This is a genomic window from Peribacillus sp. FSL K6-1552 (assembly GCF_038005205.1).
GTDB lineage: Bacteria > Bacillota > Bacilli > Bacillales > DSM-1321 > Peribacillus > Peribacillus butanolivorans.
In genome coordinates this window covers 5,038,351-5,058,313 of the sequence record NZ_JBBOST010000001.1, presented here as the reverse complement: position 1 = coordinate 5,058,313, position 19,963 = coordinate 5,038,351, and the positions used below count along the sequence as shown (strand labels likewise).

The 19,963-nt window shown below is 37.1% G+C and carries 21 protein-coding genes; 12 read left to right on the top strand and 9 right to left on the bottom strand.

Annotated features, from left to right (window positions below; all coding sequences use genetic code 11):
* The first annotated feature begins 12 nt into the window (after positions 1-12).
* On the top strand, positions 13-1,248 hold the full coding sequence (locus NST21_RS24195) for a hypothetical protein (RefSeq protein ID WP_340891792.1): 1,236 nt from the start codon (positions 13-15) through the stop codon (positions 1,246-1,248).
* A 308-nt stretch (positions 1,249-1,556) separates the two neighbouring features.
* On the opposite strand, the gene NST21_RS24190 is transcribed toward NST21_RS24195, so the two are convergent.
* Together NST21_RS24190 and NST21_RS24185 are read right to left on the bottom strand one after the other, a co-directional pair.
* Complete coding sequence (locus NST21_RS24190; RefSeq protein ID WP_056521059.1) at positions 1,557-2,756, bottom strand: MFS transporter; 1,200 nt, start codon at positions 2,754-2,756, stop codon at positions 1,557-1,559.
* A gap of 12 nt (positions 2,757-2,768) precedes the next feature.
* Positions 2,769-3,197 (bottom strand): MarR family winged helix-turn-helix transcriptional regulator, encoded by a 429-nt coding sequence (locus NST21_RS24185; RefSeq protein WP_057219188.1) that lies wholly within the window; start codon positions 3,195-3,197, stop codon positions 2,769-2,771.
* 183 nt (positions 3,198-3,380) lie between these two features.
* Between NST21_RS24185 and NST21_RS24180 the strand changes: the two genes are divergently transcribed.
* A complete protein-coding gene (locus tag NST21_RS24180; protein ID WP_340891787.1) occupies positions 3,381-3,785 on the top strand; it encodes a hypothetical protein in 405 nt (134 codons plus the stop codon).
* A gap of 89 nt (positions 3,786-3,874) precedes the next feature.
* On the opposite strand, the gene NST21_RS24175 is transcribed toward NST21_RS24180, so the two are convergent.
* A complete protein-coding gene (locus NST21_RS24175; RefSeq protein ID WP_340891785.1) occupies positions 3,875-4,156 on the bottom strand; it encodes a hypothetical protein in 282 nt (93 codons plus the stop codon).
* Between the two features lie 932 nt (positions 4,157-5,088).
* On the opposite strand from NST21_RS24175, the gene NST21_RS24170 reads away from it, so the two are divergent.
* Entirely contained in the window at positions 5,089-5,484 is a 396-nt protein-coding gene (locus tag NST21_RS24170) for a VOC family protein (RefSeq protein WP_340891783.1), read from the top strand.
* Between the two features lie 116 nt (positions 5,485-5,600).
* Here the strand turns inward: NST21_RS24170 and NST21_RS24165 are convergent, their stop codons facing one another.
* Positions 5,601-6,269, bottom strand: coding sequence for a DUF6944 family repetitive protein (locus NST21_RS24165; protein ID WP_340891782.1), 669 nt, complete (start codon positions 6,267-6,269; stop codon positions 5,601-5,603).
* Positions 6,270-6,491: 222 nt separating this feature from the next.
* Here NST21_RS24165 and NST21_RS24160 point away from each other — a divergent pair, with 222 nt between their 5' ends.
* The 9 genes from NST21_RS24160 to NST21_RS24120 all read left to right on the top strand — a co-directional run bounded on the left by NST21_RS24160 (position 6,492) and on the right by NST21_RS24120 (position 16,195).
* The gene (locus tag NST21_RS24160) at positions 6,492-6,965 is read left to right on the top strand and encodes a YjdJ family protein (protein WP_340891781.1); all 474 of its coding nucleotides are present in this window, start codon (positions 6,492-6,494) and stop codon (positions 6,963-6,965) included.
* Between the two features lie 396 nt (positions 6,966-7,361).
* Positions 7,362-7,892, top strand: a complete 531-nt coding sequence (locus NST21_RS24155; RefSeq protein ID WP_340891780.1) for a TetR/AcrR family transcriptional regulator — start codon at positions 7,362-7,364, stop codon at positions 7,890-7,892.
* A 348-nt stretch (positions 7,893-8,240) separates the two neighbouring features.
* A complete protein-coding gene (locus NST21_RS24150) occupies positions 8,241-8,480 on the top strand; it encodes a hypothetical protein (protein ID WP_340891777.1) in 240 nt (79 codons plus the stop codon).
* Between the two features lie 525 nt (positions 8,481-9,005).
* Positions 9,006-9,590 carry a glycerol-3-phosphate 1-O-acyltransferase PlsY gene (gene plsY, locus NST21_RS24145; protein WP_056520226.1) on the top strand — a complete coding sequence of 195 codons (585 nt, stop codon included), beginning with the start codon at positions 9,006-9,008 and terminating at the stop codon, positions 9,588-9,590.
* A gap of 254 nt (positions 9,591-9,844) precedes the next feature.
* Entirely contained in the window at positions 9,845-11,137 is a 1,293-nt protein-coding gene (locus tag NST21_RS24140; protein ID WP_340891775.1) for a glycosyl hydrolase family 8, read from the top strand.
* A 173-nt stretch (positions 11,138-11,310) separates the two neighbouring features.
* Complete coding sequence (locus NST21_RS24135; protein WP_340891774.1) at positions 11,311-11,706, top strand: VOC family protein; 396 nt, start codon at positions 11,311-11,313, stop codon at positions 11,704-11,706.
* 638 nt (positions 11,707-12,344) lie between these two features.
* Positions 12,345-12,662: a thioredoxin family protein gene (locus NST21_RS24130; protein WP_445670607.1), complete on the top strand. Its 318-nt coding sequence runs from the start codon at positions 12,345-12,347 to the stop codon at positions 12,660-12,662.
* Positions 12,663-12,836: 174 nt separating this feature from the next.
* Entirely contained in the window at positions 12,837-13,343 is a 507-nt protein-coding gene (locus tag NST21_RS24125) for an RrF2 family transcriptional regulator (RefSeq protein ID WP_053347813.1), read from the top strand.
* A gap of 2 nt (positions 13,344-13,345) precedes the next feature.
* A complete protein-coding gene (locus tag NST21_RS24120; RefSeq protein WP_340892641.1) occupies positions 13,346-16,195 on the top strand; it encodes a YhgE/Pip domain-containing protein in 2,850 nt (949 codons plus the stop codon).
* A gap of 68 nt (positions 16,196-16,263) precedes the next feature.
* Here the strand turns inward: NST21_RS24120 and NST21_RS24115 are convergent.
* The 5 genes from NST21_RS24115 to NST21_RS24095 form a co-directional block, all read right to left on the bottom strand.
* Positions 16,264-17,597 (bottom strand): IS3 family transposase gene (locus tag NST21_RS24115; RefSeq protein ID WP_340888657.1). Its coding sequence is split into 2 segments (ribosomal slippage): positions 16,264-17,225 and positions 17,225-17,597, totalling 1,335 coding nucleotides; the frame shifts between segments, so codons are not numbered across the junction.
* Positions 17,598-17,716: 119 nt separating this feature from the next.
* Positions 17,717-18,088 carry an ArsR/SmtB family transcription factor gene (locus NST21_RS24110; RefSeq protein WP_053347811.1) on the bottom strand — a complete coding sequence of 124 codons (372 nt, stop codon included), beginning with the start codon at positions 18,086-18,088 and terminating at the stop codon, positions 17,717-17,719.
* Positions 18,089-18,520 carry an SRPBCC family protein gene (locus NST21_RS24105; protein WP_340891772.1) on the bottom strand — a complete coding sequence of 144 codons (432 nt, stop codon included), beginning with the start codon at positions 18,518-18,520 and terminating at the stop codon, positions 18,089-18,091.
* A 163-nt stretch (positions 18,521-18,683) separates the two neighbouring features.
* A complete protein-coding gene (locus tag NST21_RS24100) occupies positions 18,684-19,127 on the bottom strand; it encodes a DUF6376 family protein (RefSeq protein ID WP_340891768.1) in 444 nt (147 codons plus the stop codon).
* A 31-nt stretch (positions 19,128-19,158) separates the two neighbouring features.
* Complete coding sequence (locus NST21_RS24095) at positions 19,159-19,764, bottom strand: protein kinase family protein (protein ID WP_340891765.1); 606 nt, start codon at positions 19,762-19,764, stop codon at positions 19,159-19,161.
* Between the last annotated feature and the right edge of the window lie 199 nt (positions 19,765-19,963).

Genomic DNA, 19,963 nt, shown 5'->3' with positions numbered 1-19,963 from the left:
AGAGTGAACAAGGTGAAACGTTATATATGCAGCATCATTATAGGAATGGTTGTCATCTTAAGCATCGGGACCTATTATGTCAAAGTAGCTTCCTCCGCTTCCGGCCTTCCAAAGTATACGTTCAAGACGCTAGAAGGTAATGATAAAGAGCTTGATCCGGTGATCATAAATGGTTCACATGAAGCCAATCCCTATTTTGAATCATTAACGATTGAATCCAATCAAACAACATATGACAGCGAAAAGTCTTACTTTGAAAGCTTAACTGGAAGACAAGATGCTCAAATGGGAAGATTAATGAAAGAACATCGTTCATTTATGCGTGGTAAGGATTTTATCGATTCTTTTTATGAAGACAGTGATTTCCTGGCTTACGCCTCGGTGAATGAAGATTTCACAAAGAGCGGAAACATGGAAGCGGAGTTTGATATCGCTTTATTGGAGAAGAAAAGCAACGATGAAAGTTCTTTCAGTTTGGAACTTCCTGATCAAGAGAGAAAAATGAATACGAATGTCGTGGATGTGCAATTGGTCCATTCAAAACTACAGGTATTAACGACTAATGATGTGAATTCCAACGATGACAAACAAACGAAAGAGGTTCATCTGTATACGATCGATTTAGCTAATAAGAAAGTAATAGGCGATAAAACTCTTTTATCCGAAACTTATAATGGCAATGACCAAGTCGAAGTTGGGATGCCAATTGATGTTGCTCCCACCCAGTCAAACAACATGATTTTATTTTCTGTGATCAAAGGGGTAATTCATGAGGATGGTTCGTATGAGGAAAAGCCAAAAGAAAGCAAACTGCTATCTTATCATTATGAAACGGAAAAATTAGAAACGGTTAATGGGTCCGAAAAAGAATCGCTTAGCCTGGACATGGCAAGATCAGGATATGTTGATGGGAAAAACCTATACGCTGTTGATACCAAATCCGATAAATATCACATTAAGACGTTTGATCTAAGCAGTCAAAAGATAACGAAGGATCTAGAGCTAGATCTAGCTGTTCATAAGAATGAAGAATACTTCGCCACCGTTAAGAATGGAAAGGTGTATATCCTTCTAGGTAATGACAGATATCCAGAGGAAATGGATTATAAAACTAAACCGCCTCGATTGCTGATTGCCGATTTAAAGACCGGAAAGACTTTATATAAAGGGGAAACAGTCATTCAATCAGCAGAACAAAAGAAGACCAAAAATCTTGGTTTTTATGTAGAAAATATAGAAGTCAAATAAGGACCCCTATCACTAGAAGCAGTCTCAAAAACTATTGAGACTGCTTCTTTTTTTAGTGAAGGTCGAATTATTTCTCTGAAGGACGAATTATCCAGCAAAGGACGAATTAATACCAATGAAGGACGAATTATCTCTCTGAAGGTCGAATTAATACCAACAACGGACGAATTATCCCCAACAAAGGCCGAATTAAAGTTGTGCAATAAAACTATTTGCTTATCTCAGACTTATTCTTTAGATCGAACTCATGGCATAAAAGTATTAAAAAAAGGGATATCCCATTACAGGATATCCCTTTCTAATTTCGATCAAATTGAAGCGATTTTTGCTCTTGCTGCACTTTCATTCTTGCCGTGCAAGAAGTAGTAAAGAAGAGAAGTTGCTATGACCACAACACCTAGGATGACATAAAGTGTACTGTAGCCTGTTAATGGAATGATTAAACCTAGTATATAAGGACCAAATCCAAGTCCAGCATCAAGCATGATAAAGAAGGTTGACGTTGCCATTCCCATACGGTGAGGCGGAGTCATTTTAACGGCGATCGCTTGCGAGCTTGATTGCATATTACCGAATCCAAGTCCAATAAGGAATCCGGCTGCCAATAAAGTGAAACTATTACTTGTTTGACTTAGAAGGAGCAGTCCTGCTCCAAAGATAATAAAGGCCGGATACATAATATAGTTCGATCCTCTCCGGTCCATTAACGGTCCTGAGAAAGGGCGTGATAACAATACTGCTACTGCATAGACTACAAAGAAGAAGCTTGCAGTATTAACTAGGTTGATTTCCATTGCATAGAAACTGATAAAAGAAAGAACGCTAGAGTAACAGAAAGCTAATAATAGAGTAATAAATGAGATGGGCAGTGCCTTTGGCTCAATAAAGTTGGATAGCTTGAATCCCTTACTTTCAGATACTTTGATCGTTCCTTTTAATGCAGGTACATAAAGGAAGAATGCTGTTATCAAACTGATTACCCCTAAAGCAAGGCAGAAACTAAAAATCGTTTGAAAGCTTGCATGTTGTGTCATATAAAGTCCGATGAAAGGACCGATTGCTGTGGCCAGTGTTGCACTCATGCTGTAGTAGCCGATGCCTTCCCCTTTTCGTGTAGCCGGGATAATCTGAGCTACAATTGTTCCTGTTGCTGTGCTGGCCATACCCATTGCTATACCATGTATTAGACGGTTAACTAGCAGGAAGGTAATGCCGAAATCTACAAAATATAAAAGTGTAGTCAAAGTAAAAAAGATTAAACCAATGTATAACGTTTTCTTACGGCCAATCGAATCAATAAAGCGGCCGATGAATAGTCGCCCAATTAAAGTTCCAATAATAAATATCCCAGATATAAGGCCGGCTTGGCTTGTAGAAGCATTTAATTCATTTACTGCATAGATAGCCAGTGTCACCATTAATAAATAAAAAATTAATGTTATGAAAAAATTGATGGAGGAAACAATAACAAAATCTTTCGTCCACAGTTTAGGTCTGGATTGATCCATTTTATTATCCCCTTACTCTATAATATTATTTCTTATTTCGCTCATAATGCGGATGGCTGCGAGCTGTTCTTCTTCAGTGATTCCTTTTAAAATGTCCTGTTCGTATTGGTCAATGGTCACACGGACATCACTATATAACTTTGTTCCAAGCTCTGTAAGCTGCATTCTTTTTTCGCGTCTATCTTTGCTCGGAACATGCTCTACATATCCTAATTCTTCTAAGCGGGTAATGGTTCTGGTAATTGTGGGTTTTTCCACACTCTGATAATTTGCAAGCTCTACAAGCGTTGCAGAACCATAATTGGATAAGTAATGCAAAATTGACCATTGCGCTCTGTGCAAATGATGCTTGTTTAGCTGTATATTTAGATTGTTTTCAAAAGGCCGGTACAGCAGCAATAGTTCTTGAAAGAATTTTCGGTAAGTCTTTATCAGAAACACTCCTTATAATATATAGTTACCAAGAGTAATTGTTACCCTGAGTAACTATATTAACAGAAATTATAGTAATATGTCCAGTCGCTTTTAAGTTCTTTTATTTAGGTATATAAGCCACTTCATGAACTCGGCTAGGTTTTTTACCAGAGTTAAGGGGGAATACACCTAGAGGAGATGATGTGAAGTATGTACAAATCAATGATTGCATTAGTTGCAGTCGCAACAATGCTAACTGCTTGTAACAGTAATGAAACAGATGAAAACACTAAAGAGGTTACAGAAAAAAGTGAACAGCCTGTGCAAACAGCAGATGAACAAGTAACACAAAATGAATCCGCACAAAACGAAACAACTCCAAGTGCAGATCATGAGAAGTGGTCTTCTTTACCTGAATATGGACAGATAATCAAGCAAATCGGCAACGAAGATTATAATTTTAATAAGGAAACGGATAATGACAATAAGCGCGTTTTACTTATTGACCTAAAGGGTGAAAAACAATATAAAACCATTTTCGTTAAAAATACCAATCGCCTTAAAATCGTAAAAATAAACGGTGGCGGAGAGATTTTTAATGAGGTCATTAAATAAAAAGTCACTACACTGAGCTGTTTGAAATCACGGACAAAAGGGCTGTATTGTGACAGCCCTTTTTGTCATTTGTAATAGAAGAAAACTAATTAAAAACCGATAGTAAAAAGTGCAATCACTATGGCGAGTCCTATTATAACGAGTATTGTGGTTATAATTCCAGCATACTTCAACCGTCCTTTTTCTTTGGATTTGAAACCTAAAATCCCAAATATAATACTAGTTATCAAAAGGATAGGACCTAAGATGAAGGATACATAAGCCCATACTATCTGACTTCGGGATTCACCAACATCTCTAAAAAGTAAAATAATCAGTAATGCTCCTATGATACTTAAAACAAGTGAAAACAAACTATATTTACTACTCAAAGTATCACCCCTAAATAATAAAATCTCGAGTGCATACTATCTATATGAACAAAAACCTTTTTATACCCACTCAAAAAAACTTACAAGTAAGTTACTAAAAGAATGATTTATAATAAGAAGGATCATATTCCTGAATCTTAAAGAAAGTAAACCACATCCAAAACCTACTTTACTTTGATATAAAATGAAGAGAAAAAACAGCTATCAATACCAAATAGTACTGATAAAACTTTTTAGGTATGATTCAAGATAGGACGACTATAATAAATAAATTGAAAAATTGCTTTCCTAGAGTATTGGCTTTTGATAGTCTCGTTTGGACTTCAGTAGTTTGAACTTCAGACATGATACTTCAACTCATTTCAATTAATAGAATAAAACCAACTTTAGATAAATACATAGAGAAAAAGTGGGTGTGATTTTGAAAGGTGAAAAATTCAAGGAGTTTTTATTTGTATTTGGAACAAATACTTTTCTCATGTTGTTCTTTTTTAGTTTCGCGAAGATAAATTGGAATTATGATAATTTATATGATTTAAAACCCTATATAGGTGTCTTAGGGCTTATTGTTATAATTGGTTATATTGAAAGATCCCAGAATGTTTTATCAAAAAGAAGTTACTATTGGATTAGTATTTGTGCCGTACTCTTTAGTTTAATACTGCATATAGCCTTGACTTCTTAAAGAATTATTTGAATTTGCAACTATACATAGATTTTTAAGTTATAAGAGATCCATACTTTTGCACATTGAATCGTGTATACTGTACTTTTTGATTTGTCCATGTTGTTTAATTTGAATATTTTACCACTTAAAATCATTCTATCAAACTAAAGTGGTTTCAAGATCTTTTTCTAATATTGTTAATACCGTATAAACGTAAAGATGGTCTGTGGGATGTTTTCATTAGGATTTAGGTGGGGGATGACAGTTGTCAAAAGGACTTATTCATCATATTGAGCTATATGTTTCTGATTTAAAAAGGACTGTTGATTTTTGGGGCTGGTTTTTAGAGGAATTAGGGTATGAACCTTTTCAGGAGTGGGAAAGCGGGAAGAGTTGGAGCATAGGTGAAATGTATATAGTCTTTGTCCAAGCAAAGGAACGATTTCTTGATGTTCCCTATCATAGGGGGAGAGTAGGTCTTAACCATTTAGCATTTCACGCGATTTCACGTCATCAGGTTGATGATATGACTCAAAAATTAAGGGACAAAGGAGTAAGCATTCTCTATATTGACACTCACCCATTCGCTGGTGGAAAGGAGCATTATGCTGTTTACTTTGAAGACCCAGATAGAATGAAAGTTGAATTGGTGGCACCTTAAGTATTTTCCATTATAGGGGAGTTAGTTTGATAAGATGAAGGAGAATTGCTAAGCAACCGCACTATATGATAAATAGGAGCTAACGACATCCATCTTTAGCTGTAGGTAGCCCTTTATCAGGTATTAGTGAAGGAATAATTATTATAAGAATAGGGATAAGAATTGCCGTTTCCGTTTTTCGGATTTTTCTCGTGTTTAATGTGTTCAACCTCAAGGGTAATAGCATGAAGTAATATAAATGCACCAATAACTTGAATCCAGCTACCGACCAATAGAATCCGTTCTCCAATTATACTTTTTTCGTTTAAAACGTAAATATTACCGATCGCTGCTAAAAAAGAGCCTAAAGAAATGAAGCTATTTCCTATTATCGCAAGTTCCCTATAGGATGAATCCTCTTCAAGAAATGCACCTACTGCTTCAAAAGCTGCGCCAAGACCTTGGACTCCACTGCCAAGGGTATCTATTTTTACTCCCTCTTCCTCAGCACCATTTAGTTCAATACTTACTCCAACTGCATTTGTACTATTACCAGCAGCCTCAAGCCAAGCACCGAAGATGGTATATATTTGTGCTAGCTCCCTCTCTGGTTTTAACAGCTTAGTTCTCCCGATGGCTTGCAACGAATTTCCGAATGCTTCAATCCCATTTCCTTTTATGATTAAATCTTTCCCCTGATCGCTGTGGGTGAAAGTTTGCTGGGTCTGCCCGATTGTATCAATAAGTGAACCAATACCTAGTACCCATGCTCCTGAAAGAAGGAGGTCTTCTCCACGAAATGTCATATTCCCAAACGCTCCTTAAAAGAGGTTATTTTATATTATTCATAAACCAGTGTATGTTTACATAAACCTTCAAAGCCAGGTTTTAGGAATGAGAGGTAGCCCATCGTTTGAAATTAATCGAAGCGTTTCTAATTATTGAGAAGATGAGGAAAGTTAGTTATATTTTAACTTTCAAATTATTGGTATAATGTAGGCGATTGTCTAGAGGTGGTGAAATTGTAAGTGAAATACATTTTTCAAATAGTAATTGCTACGCTGTTTCTTTTGTTTTTTACATTTTGTACGTGGTACGAAGGAAGCGAAATTTTAGATAACCCATGGGAATGGAAATATTCAACTCACTTTTCACAGATGCTGAATGATCAAGTTGTGGATGCAAATGATATTTCAGGTTTAGATTATTTCGTATATGCAGCTAAATTTAAACCATTGTTTCCTAGCCTTATGATAATTACAGCACTTTATATAAGCATTCTTTTGGGATCGATGCTATATAAAAGAAGTGCCAAAAAAATAGCTTTATTTCTTTCTGGTTTGGGCGTACTTTTATTACTTTTAAGCAGATTGGTATCTAATTCCCCGACTGCAGGGGGAAGTTTCTTCACTACTTTTTTTCTGACAAGTGGAATTATATCCGTACTAATTGCTGCCTTATATTATTATCAAATGCCAGAAAGACATAAGACTGGAGTATAAATGTACTTTATGCCTTTTGGAGTTAACTGAGCATTATTGGACGAATTAGCTGCTATTCATAAGCAGCTTTTTTTTGTGCCGAAGCTTTTTTGAATAACCCTTAATCAATCAAAATGTCATTTTGATATTTATTTTGCGTGGATAACAAATAAAGGATCATATATATTAGCCTGACTAATATATATGATCCTTTTATATCTTTTCAACAATCGCCCCCTTTATTGAATAACTTGACTAACGTTTTTCTTTTTGTTCGTTTATCAAGATTAATAATATTAATTTGAGCAAACATTCATTTAAACCTACAACAGTTGGGTTGACATAAACAAAAAATCAATGTAATCAAAAGGCCCAAAAGGATTTTCAGAACTTGAAAAATCAGTAATTAAAGAGAAGTTGCGTTTAGAATGCGAACGAAGCTGGGCTGTATACGGATACAAAAAAACTAATGTTGGTGAATTATGTGAAAAAGTTGGCATCTCGGTTGGCACATTTTATATGTGCTATAACTCAAAAGAAGCTCTGTTTGTTGAAACGGTTGAAGCATTGCAAAACAATTTGAAGGCTTTTATGCAGGAGATGATATCCAAAGAACCAACAAAGCAGGGATTCGCAAATGCAATAAAATTGCTCTATCAGGAGTATGAAAAAAACAGTTTTTTATATTCTGTGAACAGTCCCGATTTTTTAGCTTTTTTGAATAAATTGCCACAAGAAAGTGTATCAAAACTGAAATTTGATAATGAGAATTTTTTCCATGAGAACATTAAAAGCGTGGGGCTTAATTTATTAGTGAGCGAAGAACAAGCGTTTTCTGTCATCAGTGCATTATTGTCTATACTTAATGTAAAAGAACAATTGAGTTATAACCATGTCGAAGTATTTAACTTCATGTTGGACAATATCATAGATGAAATTTTTAAATAGGGAGATTTCAAAGTGGCCTATGCAATAGAGGTACCCAATTTATGCAAGATAATTGGTGGGCAGCAAATGATTTAAAAGTTTAACTTGAAATCTGATTTATAAGGAGAAAAATTGAGATGCACTTAGATGTTAACTTTTATATCCCATTTTTAAGTCCGCAGTTATTATTAATTACTTCAATAGTATCTATTGCGATTGGATTATGTCTGACCATTCTTGGCCTTATAAGAATAAAAATTTATAAAAAAAGTACGCTATCGTTGGTATGTATTGTTTTCGGTTCTTTAATTATCGTTTCACATATAATCCAAATAATTATGAGATCGCTTTAGAAGAGGAGAGATTATTATGCATGCATTTGTTGGTAAATTAAATGGTTCATTTGAAAAAATTAATAAGTTCTTTCGTGTATCCATTCAGCTTCCCAATCCTAGTCGGAAAACAATACGAGTAGGTTCAGTATTCGGTACAGTATTAGGCCTGTTTTTACTAATTTTCGGCCTTATTGGCGGGTTTAAGTGGAGTACCATAAGTGGATCACTAGTCGTTTTATCTAATTTAGGTAATTTACTGTCAAAGGAAAAATGATGGTAGGTTAAAAAAATCAAAAGAAAATCGAATCTCCTATTTATTTTTCGGTATTTTATTAACTGTAAGGGGTCTCGAAAGCCAAAAGCGGAAAACATACGCTAAGCAAAATATGACATCAAGAAAGCCGAGTTTTCCAACACTAGGGAAAATCAGCTACTTTATTATTTTATTAAAGGAATAACGTCAAGAAATGAGGGATTACAGCATTAAATGTTTTTTCTTTCAATAAACCATTCGCAATATTATACACACCTAATGTATCAATTTATTATTTAGGGTCATGCCTATCATTCTGATGGATGCATGACCCTTTTATATTTTTCAAATATATCAGTCAAGAAGTTGTTATGGTAATACGCGATGGAAAGATAATAGATAATGATAAAGACGTTAATGTGAAGGGTGTTCGTTAGTTCAACACTGGGGTGTTGAATAGTTAAGAAAAATAGCAGGGAAATAAGCATAATAAACCGAATATTAATATATAATTGAAACAATAAATTTCAAGTAAGAAGGTAACTTATGCTGAATATAATGACTCTCCTTTCAAGTTATTTAATTGGTTCAATCTCATTTGCTTTGGTTATCGGTAAATTGTTTTATAAAACCGATATTCGAGGATATGGGAGTGGGAACCTTGGAGCCACTAATACGTTTAGGGTTTTGGGAAAAAGAGCAGGAACTACAGTAGCTATTGCGGATATATTAAAAGGTACTGTTGCTTGCCTACTCCCACAAATCTTTAATTCAACGGTTTCTCCTATATTGTGTGGCATACTCGTAATATGTGGACACGCGTTTCCTATCTTCGCGGGCTTTAAAGGTGGTAAGGCAGTGGCTACATCAGCAGGAGTGTTTATATTTTTATCTCCATTAGGTACATGTACTGCATTTATTGTGTTTCTTATTAGTTTGTTAACTTCTAAATATGTGTCTCTTAGTTCAATTTTAGCTAGTATTTCAATTGTTATTTACAGTTTTATATTTGAAGACAAGCTAATTATAGCACTCTCATTATTTATTAGCTTATTCGTCATTATTCTTCACAGAGAAAATATTAAGAGAATATTGAAGGGTACAGAAACTAAAGTAGGTAAGAAGAAATAATAGATTTGTCTAGCTAAACTAACAGGTGCACTGTATAGAGTGGTTGCTGAGGCACCCTTTTTTTACTGATATAACGGAGCAGATTAGTTTAATAAATAATCGTAAATCAATGGTATATTACTTAATCGGTGTTTGAGGGGATTGGAAATTCTAACAGCTCTTTGAATACATGGAAAAATGTCAGTTACATACAAATGTTTATGGCTCGCTCATATTCTAAAGTAAATATAACACCATAATCTAAGGAGCCAGACATGAAAAAAAGAGTTAGCTTATTAATAAGCGTGATAGTAGTCGGTATCATTGCCTCGATAGCATTAGTGTATCAAAATACAAAAAAAGAGGTTGCCAGTAAAAGGCCGTTTCCTCAACATACAGTCTATCAATCTGGAACTATAAAACCAGACAATGTGTCACAAGAGGTGATGGATGATGCAGTAGCGGATTTTTATAAAACCTGGAAAAAAAAATATCTTAAGCAGCCTGTTGATAAAAATGATGAGTATTATATTTTTTACAATGATAAGGGGTATGCAGAGCCAAAAAACGCTGTTACCGTTTCCGAAGCGCATGGTTATGGGATGATGATAACCGCAATCATGGCGGGAAAGGATCATAAGGCCAAACAAAACTTTGATGGACTTTATAGATTTTACAAGGCGCATAGCAGCGAAAATAATCCATCTTTAATGGCTTGGCAACAGGTAAAGAATAAAAATGGAGAAATTATTAATACGCCAGGGGATGTTGATTCAGCAACTGATGGTGATATGGACATCGCTTATGCGTTATTATTGGCTGATCAGCAGTGGGGAAGTAAAGGGGATATCGACTATCTTGCTAGAGCCAAAGACATTATTGAGGCCATCATGTTGAATGAAATAAATCAGTCTCAGTCTCTTATAAAACTAGGAGACTGGGCGGAAGATAAAGATCATGTTTACGGGCAATCAACTCGTTCATCAGACCTTCTTCTAAATCATTTGAAGTCATTTGAGACCGCAACAGGGAATCATAAATGGAAAGATGTAACGGATAAGGCTTATACGATTATTCATTCTATTTATACAACAAAAAGTGGCAATACCGGTCTTATGCCTGATTTCATTGTACAATCTAAGGGAGTTTATCAGCCGGCTCAAGCTGATTTTCTAGAGGGGCCAAATGACGGTAATTATAGCTGGAACAGCAGTAGAATCCCTTGGCGCTATACGATTGATTACTTACTAACCGGTGACACTAGAGCGTTGGGGCAAATACAAAGGATGAACAATTGGATTAAAGAGGAAACACATGGCAATCCAGAAAATATTCAATCTGGCTATATGCTAAATGGAAAAGCGGTTGAGGAAGGAAATAGTACAAGCTTTGTTGCTCCATTCATGGTGAGCGCCATGGTTGATTCTTCTAATCAGCTATGGATCAACAAATTATGGAGCAGAACGATTCAGGAACACGACGATGATGACTATTTTGCTAATACGATTAAATTACAGACAATGATTGTGGTTTCGGGTAACTGGTGGGCCCCAGAATCCAACACATAAATGTACAAGAAGTTCGATATATAAATTAACATTTTATACCTTTTTCAACTAGGGTGCTTGGGACATTAGGTTAAGAAGAAGCTTCAAAGAGCACCCTAAATATGATCCGTTTTTCTTATTGGAAAATCCATTGTTTAAAATAACAGAAGCTATAAAAAGGAGTTTGATGATAAATGAAAAAGGTTACACCATTCTTAATGTTCCAAGGAAATGCAGAAGAAGCCATGAATTATTACACATCTTTAATCGAAGAGTCGGAAATAACCAGCATTACTCGGTATGGAGCAAATGAAGCAGGTGCTGAGGGAAGCGTCATGAAAGCTACCTTTACGTTAAAGGGTCAGGAGTTTATGTGCATCGACAGTAATATCAAGCATGAATTTACATTTACACCTTCTTTTTCATTGTTTATTACATGTGATACTGAAGAAGAAATTGACAGGGTTTATGAGAGTTTAACAGATGGTGGAGGAGTACTAATGCCATTAGCTGATTATTCCTTTAGTAAGAAATTCGGCTGGGTAGCTGATAAGTTCGGTGTTTCTTGGCAACTTACTCTTCCAATATGAATAATGATTGATATAGAAAAGGTCACTAAATTAGTGGCTTTTTTTCATGGAATCATCTGGTTTATAGGTTTTTCCATTCCTAAGCACTTTGTTACATACTCCATGGACATTCGGAGAAGTATACACTGGCATGCGGATTGCTAGATTAAAAGTAATATCACATAACTTTCGACAGCAGAAAGGAGGATTATGAAGTGTGAACAAGAGAGAGTTGAAACTACGATTCGATGATATAAAGACTTTCTCGTCCATGTTTTTACCATTAATACCGTTAGCCAATATCATTAGATAAGAGGAGAATTCCAATCTATTTCTTGCCAGATTCCTGACAGTGAGTTGGTTATTTTTGAAAAAAGCTGTCACTACCTTTTCATTGATGAAAATAGGGAATTCATTTCAAGGATTTCCTCATTCATAAATAAAAGATTTGGACTGCAAAAAATTGTGAACACTGAGGTTAGTAAATATGAAGGTTCAATAAGCAGGCATTAGACAATCAACTTAAACCGAGCATTAGTAAGATAGGTTCAGGATAAACCGTTTGTACTGTGAAGGAATTAATTATATATTAATCCTAGAGTACCTTTATTCATGGAATAAAGTATGATGGGTAAGAAAAGAAAAGCTCGGAGGAGAAAATCATGAAAAATATTAGTGCAGAACAAGAATACCGTGAACAAATCAAACAAGAGGGACTAACAGTTGGGATTTTTACGACTACATGGTGTCCAGACTGCAAACGTTTAGACATGTTCATCGATGAAATCACTCAAGAACATCAAGATAAACAGTGGTTTACAATCGATCGTGATGAGTTCCCGGAAATTTCTGAAGAGCAAACGGTTATGGGAATTCCATCTTTATTAGTATTTAAAAATGGTGAAAAGATTGCTCATTTGCACAGTGCAAATGCTAAAACTCCAGAAGCAGTCAATGAATTTCTAAATGACCTATAAAAGATCCTTGCAAAGGTGAACCCCGCATGATGCTATCATGTGGGGTTTACTTTTTTTTGAAATTTTTTCTAGAAATAACTTGATTTTTATAATGAAACGAGTTTTAATTATAGATACCGAATATCCATTATGGATATCAAACATCCACATACATACTTGAAGAGGTGAACTGATTTGCAATTAACAAAAGGGGTCGAGCAAGCTATATGCATCATTGTTATACTCTCTACCCAGGATAAAAATGTACCGCTTTCGTCTAATGAGATCAGCAGGAGATTAGAGGTGTCTCCTTCTTATTTGAAAAAAATCATAAGGAAATTGGTCGTTAAGCAGATAATCACTTCCGTTCCTGGTAATAATGGCGGCCTTTCACTTGCCAAAAGTGTAGATAAGATTAAAAACCTTGAAATTATTGAAGCGATGGAAGGACCCATTTCGATGTTTCCGGATACGGGACTTATAGAAAAAGCGTTTAAAGATGGAGAGTATGCAGAGAAGGGGATGGACGTCCTTCGACGGATGTTTTCTCAGGCGGATGAACTTTTAATGGAGTTCTTTTCCAGACAAACAGTAGCAGATTTGCTTAAAGAGAGCTTTGGCACCACGGACATACCGACTCTTAATTGGAATTCGGCGTCATTGAGTGAAGTACTGCGGAAAAAGAAAGGTGAAAAAGAGTGAACATGCTTAAACAAGAATGGAAGCTTTTCCTTACAAATCGAAAACTGGTCGGTGTCGCAATCGTTTTACTGTTCGTTCCGATTATTTATGGGGGGTTATTCCTTAGTTCTGCTTGGAATCCATACGGAAATACAGGTAAATTGCCTGTTGCAGTTGTGAATAAGGACGTGAAGGCGGAGTATGAGGGTAAAACCTTAACTGTCGGTAATGAGCTAGTCGAGCAATTAAAGGACAATGATGATTTAGAATGGCATTTCGTAACGGAAAAAGCGGCGAAAAAAGGGTTTGATGATGGTACATATTATATGGTGGTCACCATTCCAGAGGACTTTTCGAAAAATGCTTCAACCGTCATGGATGATAAGCCCCAAAAAATGAATTTAACATATGACGTGAATCCTGGTCGCAGTTTCGTTTCTGAAACGGTCGGAAAACAGGCAACGAATAATTTGAAAACGGAAATTGCTGAAAGTGTCACAAAAGAATATGCTGAAGCGATCTTCTCACAACTGGATGAAATCGGAGATGGATTCGGCGATGCAGCAGACGGGGCATCAAAACTGGATGAGGGTGCTGAAAAACTGCATGATGGAAACAAAGAAGTGACAGAAAATCTGAATAAATTAGCTTCCAGTACATTAACTTTTAAAGATGGAGCGAATAAGCTTCAAATTGGCGTTGGCGAGTTTTTAGAAGGAGCCAATAAACTTGAAAGTGGCGCGTCGGAATTAAATAAAGGAATTTCACAATACACTTCTGGTGTCGGTCAGTTGCAAAAGGGTGCGGACGAACTCGCATCAGGCACAGGGGAATTAACTAATAACAGTGAAGCTCTTATACAAGGTTCATCCCAACTTTCCACTGGGCTGGCCAAAGTGGTTCCAGGAGCCCAAACTTTAAATACTGGATTGGCACAAGCGCAAACAGGCAGTGCGAATTTGAATGATGGGTTGAATCAATTATCACAAAATGCAAGCCAGCTGACGGACCAATCGACAGGAATCCCAAAAATGGCAGCAGGTCAGCAGAGTTTAAATGAGGGAATCAATAAACTGGCAGAAGGAAGCCAGGCGTTAAATGACGGCCTGAAAAAAATGGATGGCCAATTGCCCGGAGAAGAACAGCTGAGTCAGCTTAAGCAAGGACTGACAAGCATTCAAAGCGGTGTAAATCAATTGCAAGAAGCGGTTCCAGCAGGAAGCGGCACGTCCGGTACCGTATCTGGCATTACTGAAGATCTACAGAATAGCCAAGCAGCTTTAACGGAACTTCAATCAACGATTGCGAATAATGGACAAAGAACAATCAATGCCGTTCAAAACACGGAAGCATTCAAAAGCATGACCAGTGAACAACAATCCGAATTAATCGGAGCCATTCAAAATGAACTTCAAAACCAGGCGGAAGCACAAAAACAAATTGCATCGACTCTTGCTGCAAGTGTATCCGACTTATCAACGCAATTAACGGATAAAGTAATGCCAGTATTGAGTGGATTAGGCCAGCTTCCAGAACAAGTGGCCAATTTAAATAATGCGGTGAATAAAGTCAATCCAAACGCCGTTTCAGCGTTAAACGGATATACGGCAATAAGGAACGCGCTGGAAGAACAATTGATTCCTGGTGCAACCCAATTAAATAGCGGCTTGAATGAAGCTGTTGAAGGCAGCAATCAATTAACGGCGGCAACACAAAGTTTAAATGAAAAGACACCAGAACTAGTGAAGGGAATCAACCAGTTAGCACAAGGCGGTTCCTCGTTAAATAATGGCCTGTCAAAACTAACTGAGGGTTCTGGTCAGTTGGTTGATGGAGTTTCACAACTTCAAGCAGGGTCATCCTCCTTTGGGAATGGTCTTGAGAAGTATGCATTTGGTGTTAGCCAAGTTGGCGAAGGGGCAAACAAACTTGCTAATGGGGCCAATCAACTGAATGCCAACTCAGCGGCCTTGAACGAGGGCTCATCAGCACTTGTTAAAGGCACTGAACAATTGGCAAGCAATCTGCCTACTTTAAGCAATGGAGTCATCCAGCTTGCTGATGGCGCAGGTAAGATCAATGAAGGTTCATCAGCTCTTGCTGAAGGTTCCGGTAAATTGGGTGATGGAATCTCCTCACTAAAAGATGGAACGGTTGAACTTTCGGAAAAATTAAGTGATGGTGCAGAAGAAGTAAGTGAAAATAAAACAACCGATGATAATTACAGCATGATTGCTGAACCGACTCAGGTTAAAGAACAAAAAAGCAGTGACGTTCCTAATTATGGTCATGCTCTGGCTCCTTATGTATTATCTCTTGGGTTATTTGTAGGAGCTATTGCCTTCAATATGGGGTTCCCGACAGGGTTGCCTTCTACAAGACCTACATCAGGAGTGGCATGGTGGTTCAGTAAATTTACGGTCCTATTTATCCAAGCAACGCTTTCAGCATTAGTGTTGGATGCGATCATGATTTGGGGAATGGATTTACAGGTCGAAAATATGGGGCAATTCATTGGGGTTTCCATACTGACTTCACTTACCTTCATGTTCATCGTTACCTTCTTGACTGTAGGATTTGGAAATCCAGGTCGTTTATTGGCGATGATATTCCTTGTATTACAGCTAGGTGCAAGCGGAGGAATGTTCCCTGTGGAGTTGACCAATAACTTCTTCAGTTCGGTTCACCCGTTCATACCAATGACATACTCTGTCATGGGCTTCCGTCAAGCGATGAGTACGAGCCTTGGAGCGGGTGCATTGACAACCAGTATAGTGTTCCTGACTGGATGCATAATTGTATTTAACCTACTCTTATTGCTAACAATGGTCATCAGGAAGCGCAAAGAACACAATGTTGAGCTGGATGCATAAATTTATAAAGAAAACCCCCGGTGCAATACTGAACTGTGCCCCATTTTACGGACAGTATAAAAAAGTGCCTAAGCGGCTAATAAGTGGTCCCGGTATTGTACCGGGGCCATTTTCTTTAGCCCCCATTGATAACGATGTTCATTATATTCTTCAATAACTCGATCAATTTCTTCCTTCACATCCGTTAAATTAGTAGATGTTTTATATTCTGCCAAATCCTTAAAGTGGCCAAAGAAACTTTCCATTGGCGCATTATCCCAACAGTTTCCCTTGCGGGACATGGATTGGGTTATCCCAAGTTCCTTCACTTTGCGTTGAAATAGCGGATGGGTGTAATGGAACCCCTGGTCAGAATGAAGGATTGCACTCGGATGGAACTCGTGACACACAGCCTGCTTTAGCTTATTTAAAGTCTCGTAAACGATATCCATTTCTAATGAAGTAGATAAATGGTACGTAACGATTTCTTTTGTGGCGGCATCTTTTACGCAGGATAAATACGCTTTTTGGCCTTTCCCATAATAAAGATAGGTAATGTCAGTAAGCAGGACCTTCCCTGGCACCTCCTGATTGAATTCACGATTAAGGAGGTTTGGACAAGTAAGGTGCTCCTTGGTTGCCTTGGCCATCTTCCGATACGGGTTGGCCCTTCTGATTTTCGCTAGGAGATTATATTTTGTCATCAACCGTCTGATTTTCTTATGATTCATTACGGCCGAGTAGTCATTCTCCATAATCATTTTGATTTGGAGGGCGCCTACTTTTTCCTTTTTACTGATGAAAATATTTCTGATCAATTCTATGTCCAATTCATCCTCTTCTTCACGAAGCTCACGGTAAGGAGCTGCCTTTAACCAATCATAGTAGCCACTTCGACTTACACCAGCCAATTTGCATAGATAAGAAACAGCCTTCTTTAATTGGTGTATTCTGATCGTCCTTTCAATCAGATAGAACTTCTCAGCAGCAGTTAGAATCATTTCTTTTTCAGAGCCTGCCTTTCTAGCTCTTCCAGCTTTTTTAGGAAGTCATTTTCTGCTTCAAGGAATTTGATTCTCGCCTCGGCCTTCCTAAGTTGATCCTCTACAGACTGTGGCTTGGAAGTGGGGCGTCCTGTACTTCCTTTTCCACGGCGTTCCGTAAGGAAGCCTTCCTCACCAAACCTTTCAAAGGTACTACGCCAGCGCTGTAGACAACGTTTGGGTTGTTTCTTTCCAATTATTTCGAGATTAATTCCCTGGTCAATGAAAATTTGAGAGGGGGCTTTCCCCTTTTTATATTCCTTAACAGCTTTTGTCTTAAACTCCGGACTATAGGAAATAGATCGCTCGGAAGCACTAATGATATTTGGATTCTTTTCAAGTTCTTTAATCTGAAATTCAGTATATATATTCTTACTCATATAAACCCTCCGTCCATACTCATTACATCTATTGAAACATAAAAAAACCCGGATAAGGGACACTTTTTTATGTGTGTCCGTTATCCGGGGTATAGTTCATACGCCGGGGGTTTTCTTCATTATGATGGTTCATCCGTGTCCTTTTCTTTTTCGATGACTTTCAATCCATTTTCCCCTGAATTTTCAATCACATGTTTAAGGATGGATAGTTTGTTATCCCAAAATTGATCATAAAAAGAAAGCCACTGTTTCAATTCCGCTAAAGGTTCTGGCTGAAGCCGAAAGCGTTTCTCTCTTCCGACCTTCCGGCCACTGACCAATTCAGCTTCAGAAAGGATATGAAGATGCTTGGCAATCGCTGTACGGCTCATGGAAAAGTGAGAAGTGATTTCTGAAATGGGTAAATCCCCTTCAGCAAGCAATTGCAGGACCTTTCTGCGGGTTGGGTCGGCGATAGCCTGAAATACATCATGCTTTTCTGCTGCAGACACTTAGCCCTCAACAGCCTTTTTAAGTTTTTGATTAACGATCTGTTCCCAGCCATGATCCATTCTATCGCGAATGATCGAGCTTTTTTCGTTCGGTTTCGGAAGAATCGTGTCAGGCTCTTTCCAACCGCCATGAATAAGGGTAAACTCCGTTTTGCCATCCAGTTCTTTTAAAATGAACGAAACGATCCAACCATCCGTATCCCAGGAGAACGAGAGCCGATGTGGAGCATCTATCTCTAATACTTTACAAGGAGATGGGCCAAAAGGTGATTGTACATGGAACTCATGTCCCACTTTCGGTTGAAAATCATTTGGCATGAACCATGAAGCTATACCCTCGGCATTCGAAACTGTATCCCAAACTTTTTGGATAGGCGCTTCAAGAATAACCGTCTTCTTGACATCTTGTAGTGTATTCTGATTTGATTCCATAATAATTCTCCTTTTTTATCATAAATATAAAACCATTTGGTTTCGCTTTTGTTGATTATATAAAACCTTTTGGTTTCATGTCAATAATAACTTGTCTCCATGCATTTATTTTTATTCATGATTTTAGAGAAATACTGCGCTTAAAACAATCCAGCCGGTCTTCTTAATTACCCAATTCTTCAATTTGGTTTGCCAGGCTTGTTATATTCTCGATGGATTTCATTATCTCTGAATTTTCTAGTGCCTCGGGGTCGAATTGACCATTTTCAATATTATTTAGGTATAAATCAATTCCATCTGACAGCTGTTGGTTAGAACTGACGATTTTTTCATGGATGCTTTCTGCTATTTGGGGTGGTTCAGTTGCATTGAATTCTTCAATCTCCGTTTTCATCATTTGTAGTTCTTTTTCAAGATTTTCTCTTGCTTCGGTATCAGTGACGGCATCTTGGGACAATGCGGGCACTTCATTGGCAAATTCCTTAACTGTACTTACATACCCTGTCGCATTATCTGCATATTCCAATGATGAATTGACTTCTCCCAAAAGCGAGCACCCGCTTAATGTAAGGATGGACATAAAAGCAATGGTTATAATTTTTTTCATATGTTCCTCCAATGTGATTTTATAGTGATGATTAGATGGGTAAGAATCTTTTTTTATAAATCGCTGCTATGGAATTCAGTATAAAGCTAGGGATTTTCTTCGGGAAAAATGACTTCGAATAGAAGAGATGAAAAGCACTTTTCAAGTCGTGCCACTGATTGCAGGATTTCACTTGCTTAAACCTTGCAACATCAATGATCTTCACCTTATTTTCAGAAGTGATAAAGATGTTTCTTAAATGGATATCTGAAGGATTTAATCCCTCTTTCCTTGCTAATTGTAATGCATGGTCAATCTCTTTTATGTTTTCTTCCGTTATCGGAATTCCTAATGTTAAACATTCAAAAAGAGTGTTGCCTTCGATGTGATCTATAACTAAATAATTCTCACCCGCATCATAAAGAGTTGGATAGTATTCGATAGATTGAACAGTTTGGTATATATCAGCTTCTACTTTAGCCGTGTGAGTATGGTTCGGAAAAAACACTTTCATTGCTTTATTGGTAGAATGTATTCTAAATACATAAGCACTTCGGCCTTTTCCAATAAGTGATAAAGAATGATCGGCATCTAGTAATGTATTATTTTTATCATGAGAAATCTTGACACTTTGAGCTAATTCACTATATTGCTGCATACTTTTCACCTCTATTAGTAGTATTATCGCTTCAAATTCTTTTCAATAAAAAAGACGGTATAACCGATTGTTGGTTATACCGTCTTTAAAAATTAAAAGACCTCACCAAATAATCGGCAAGGTCTTGCAAACAACTGAAAATTAGTTGCCAATAAAGCCGAGGATAAAATCCTGTATTGACGACTTTATTGTATAGCTA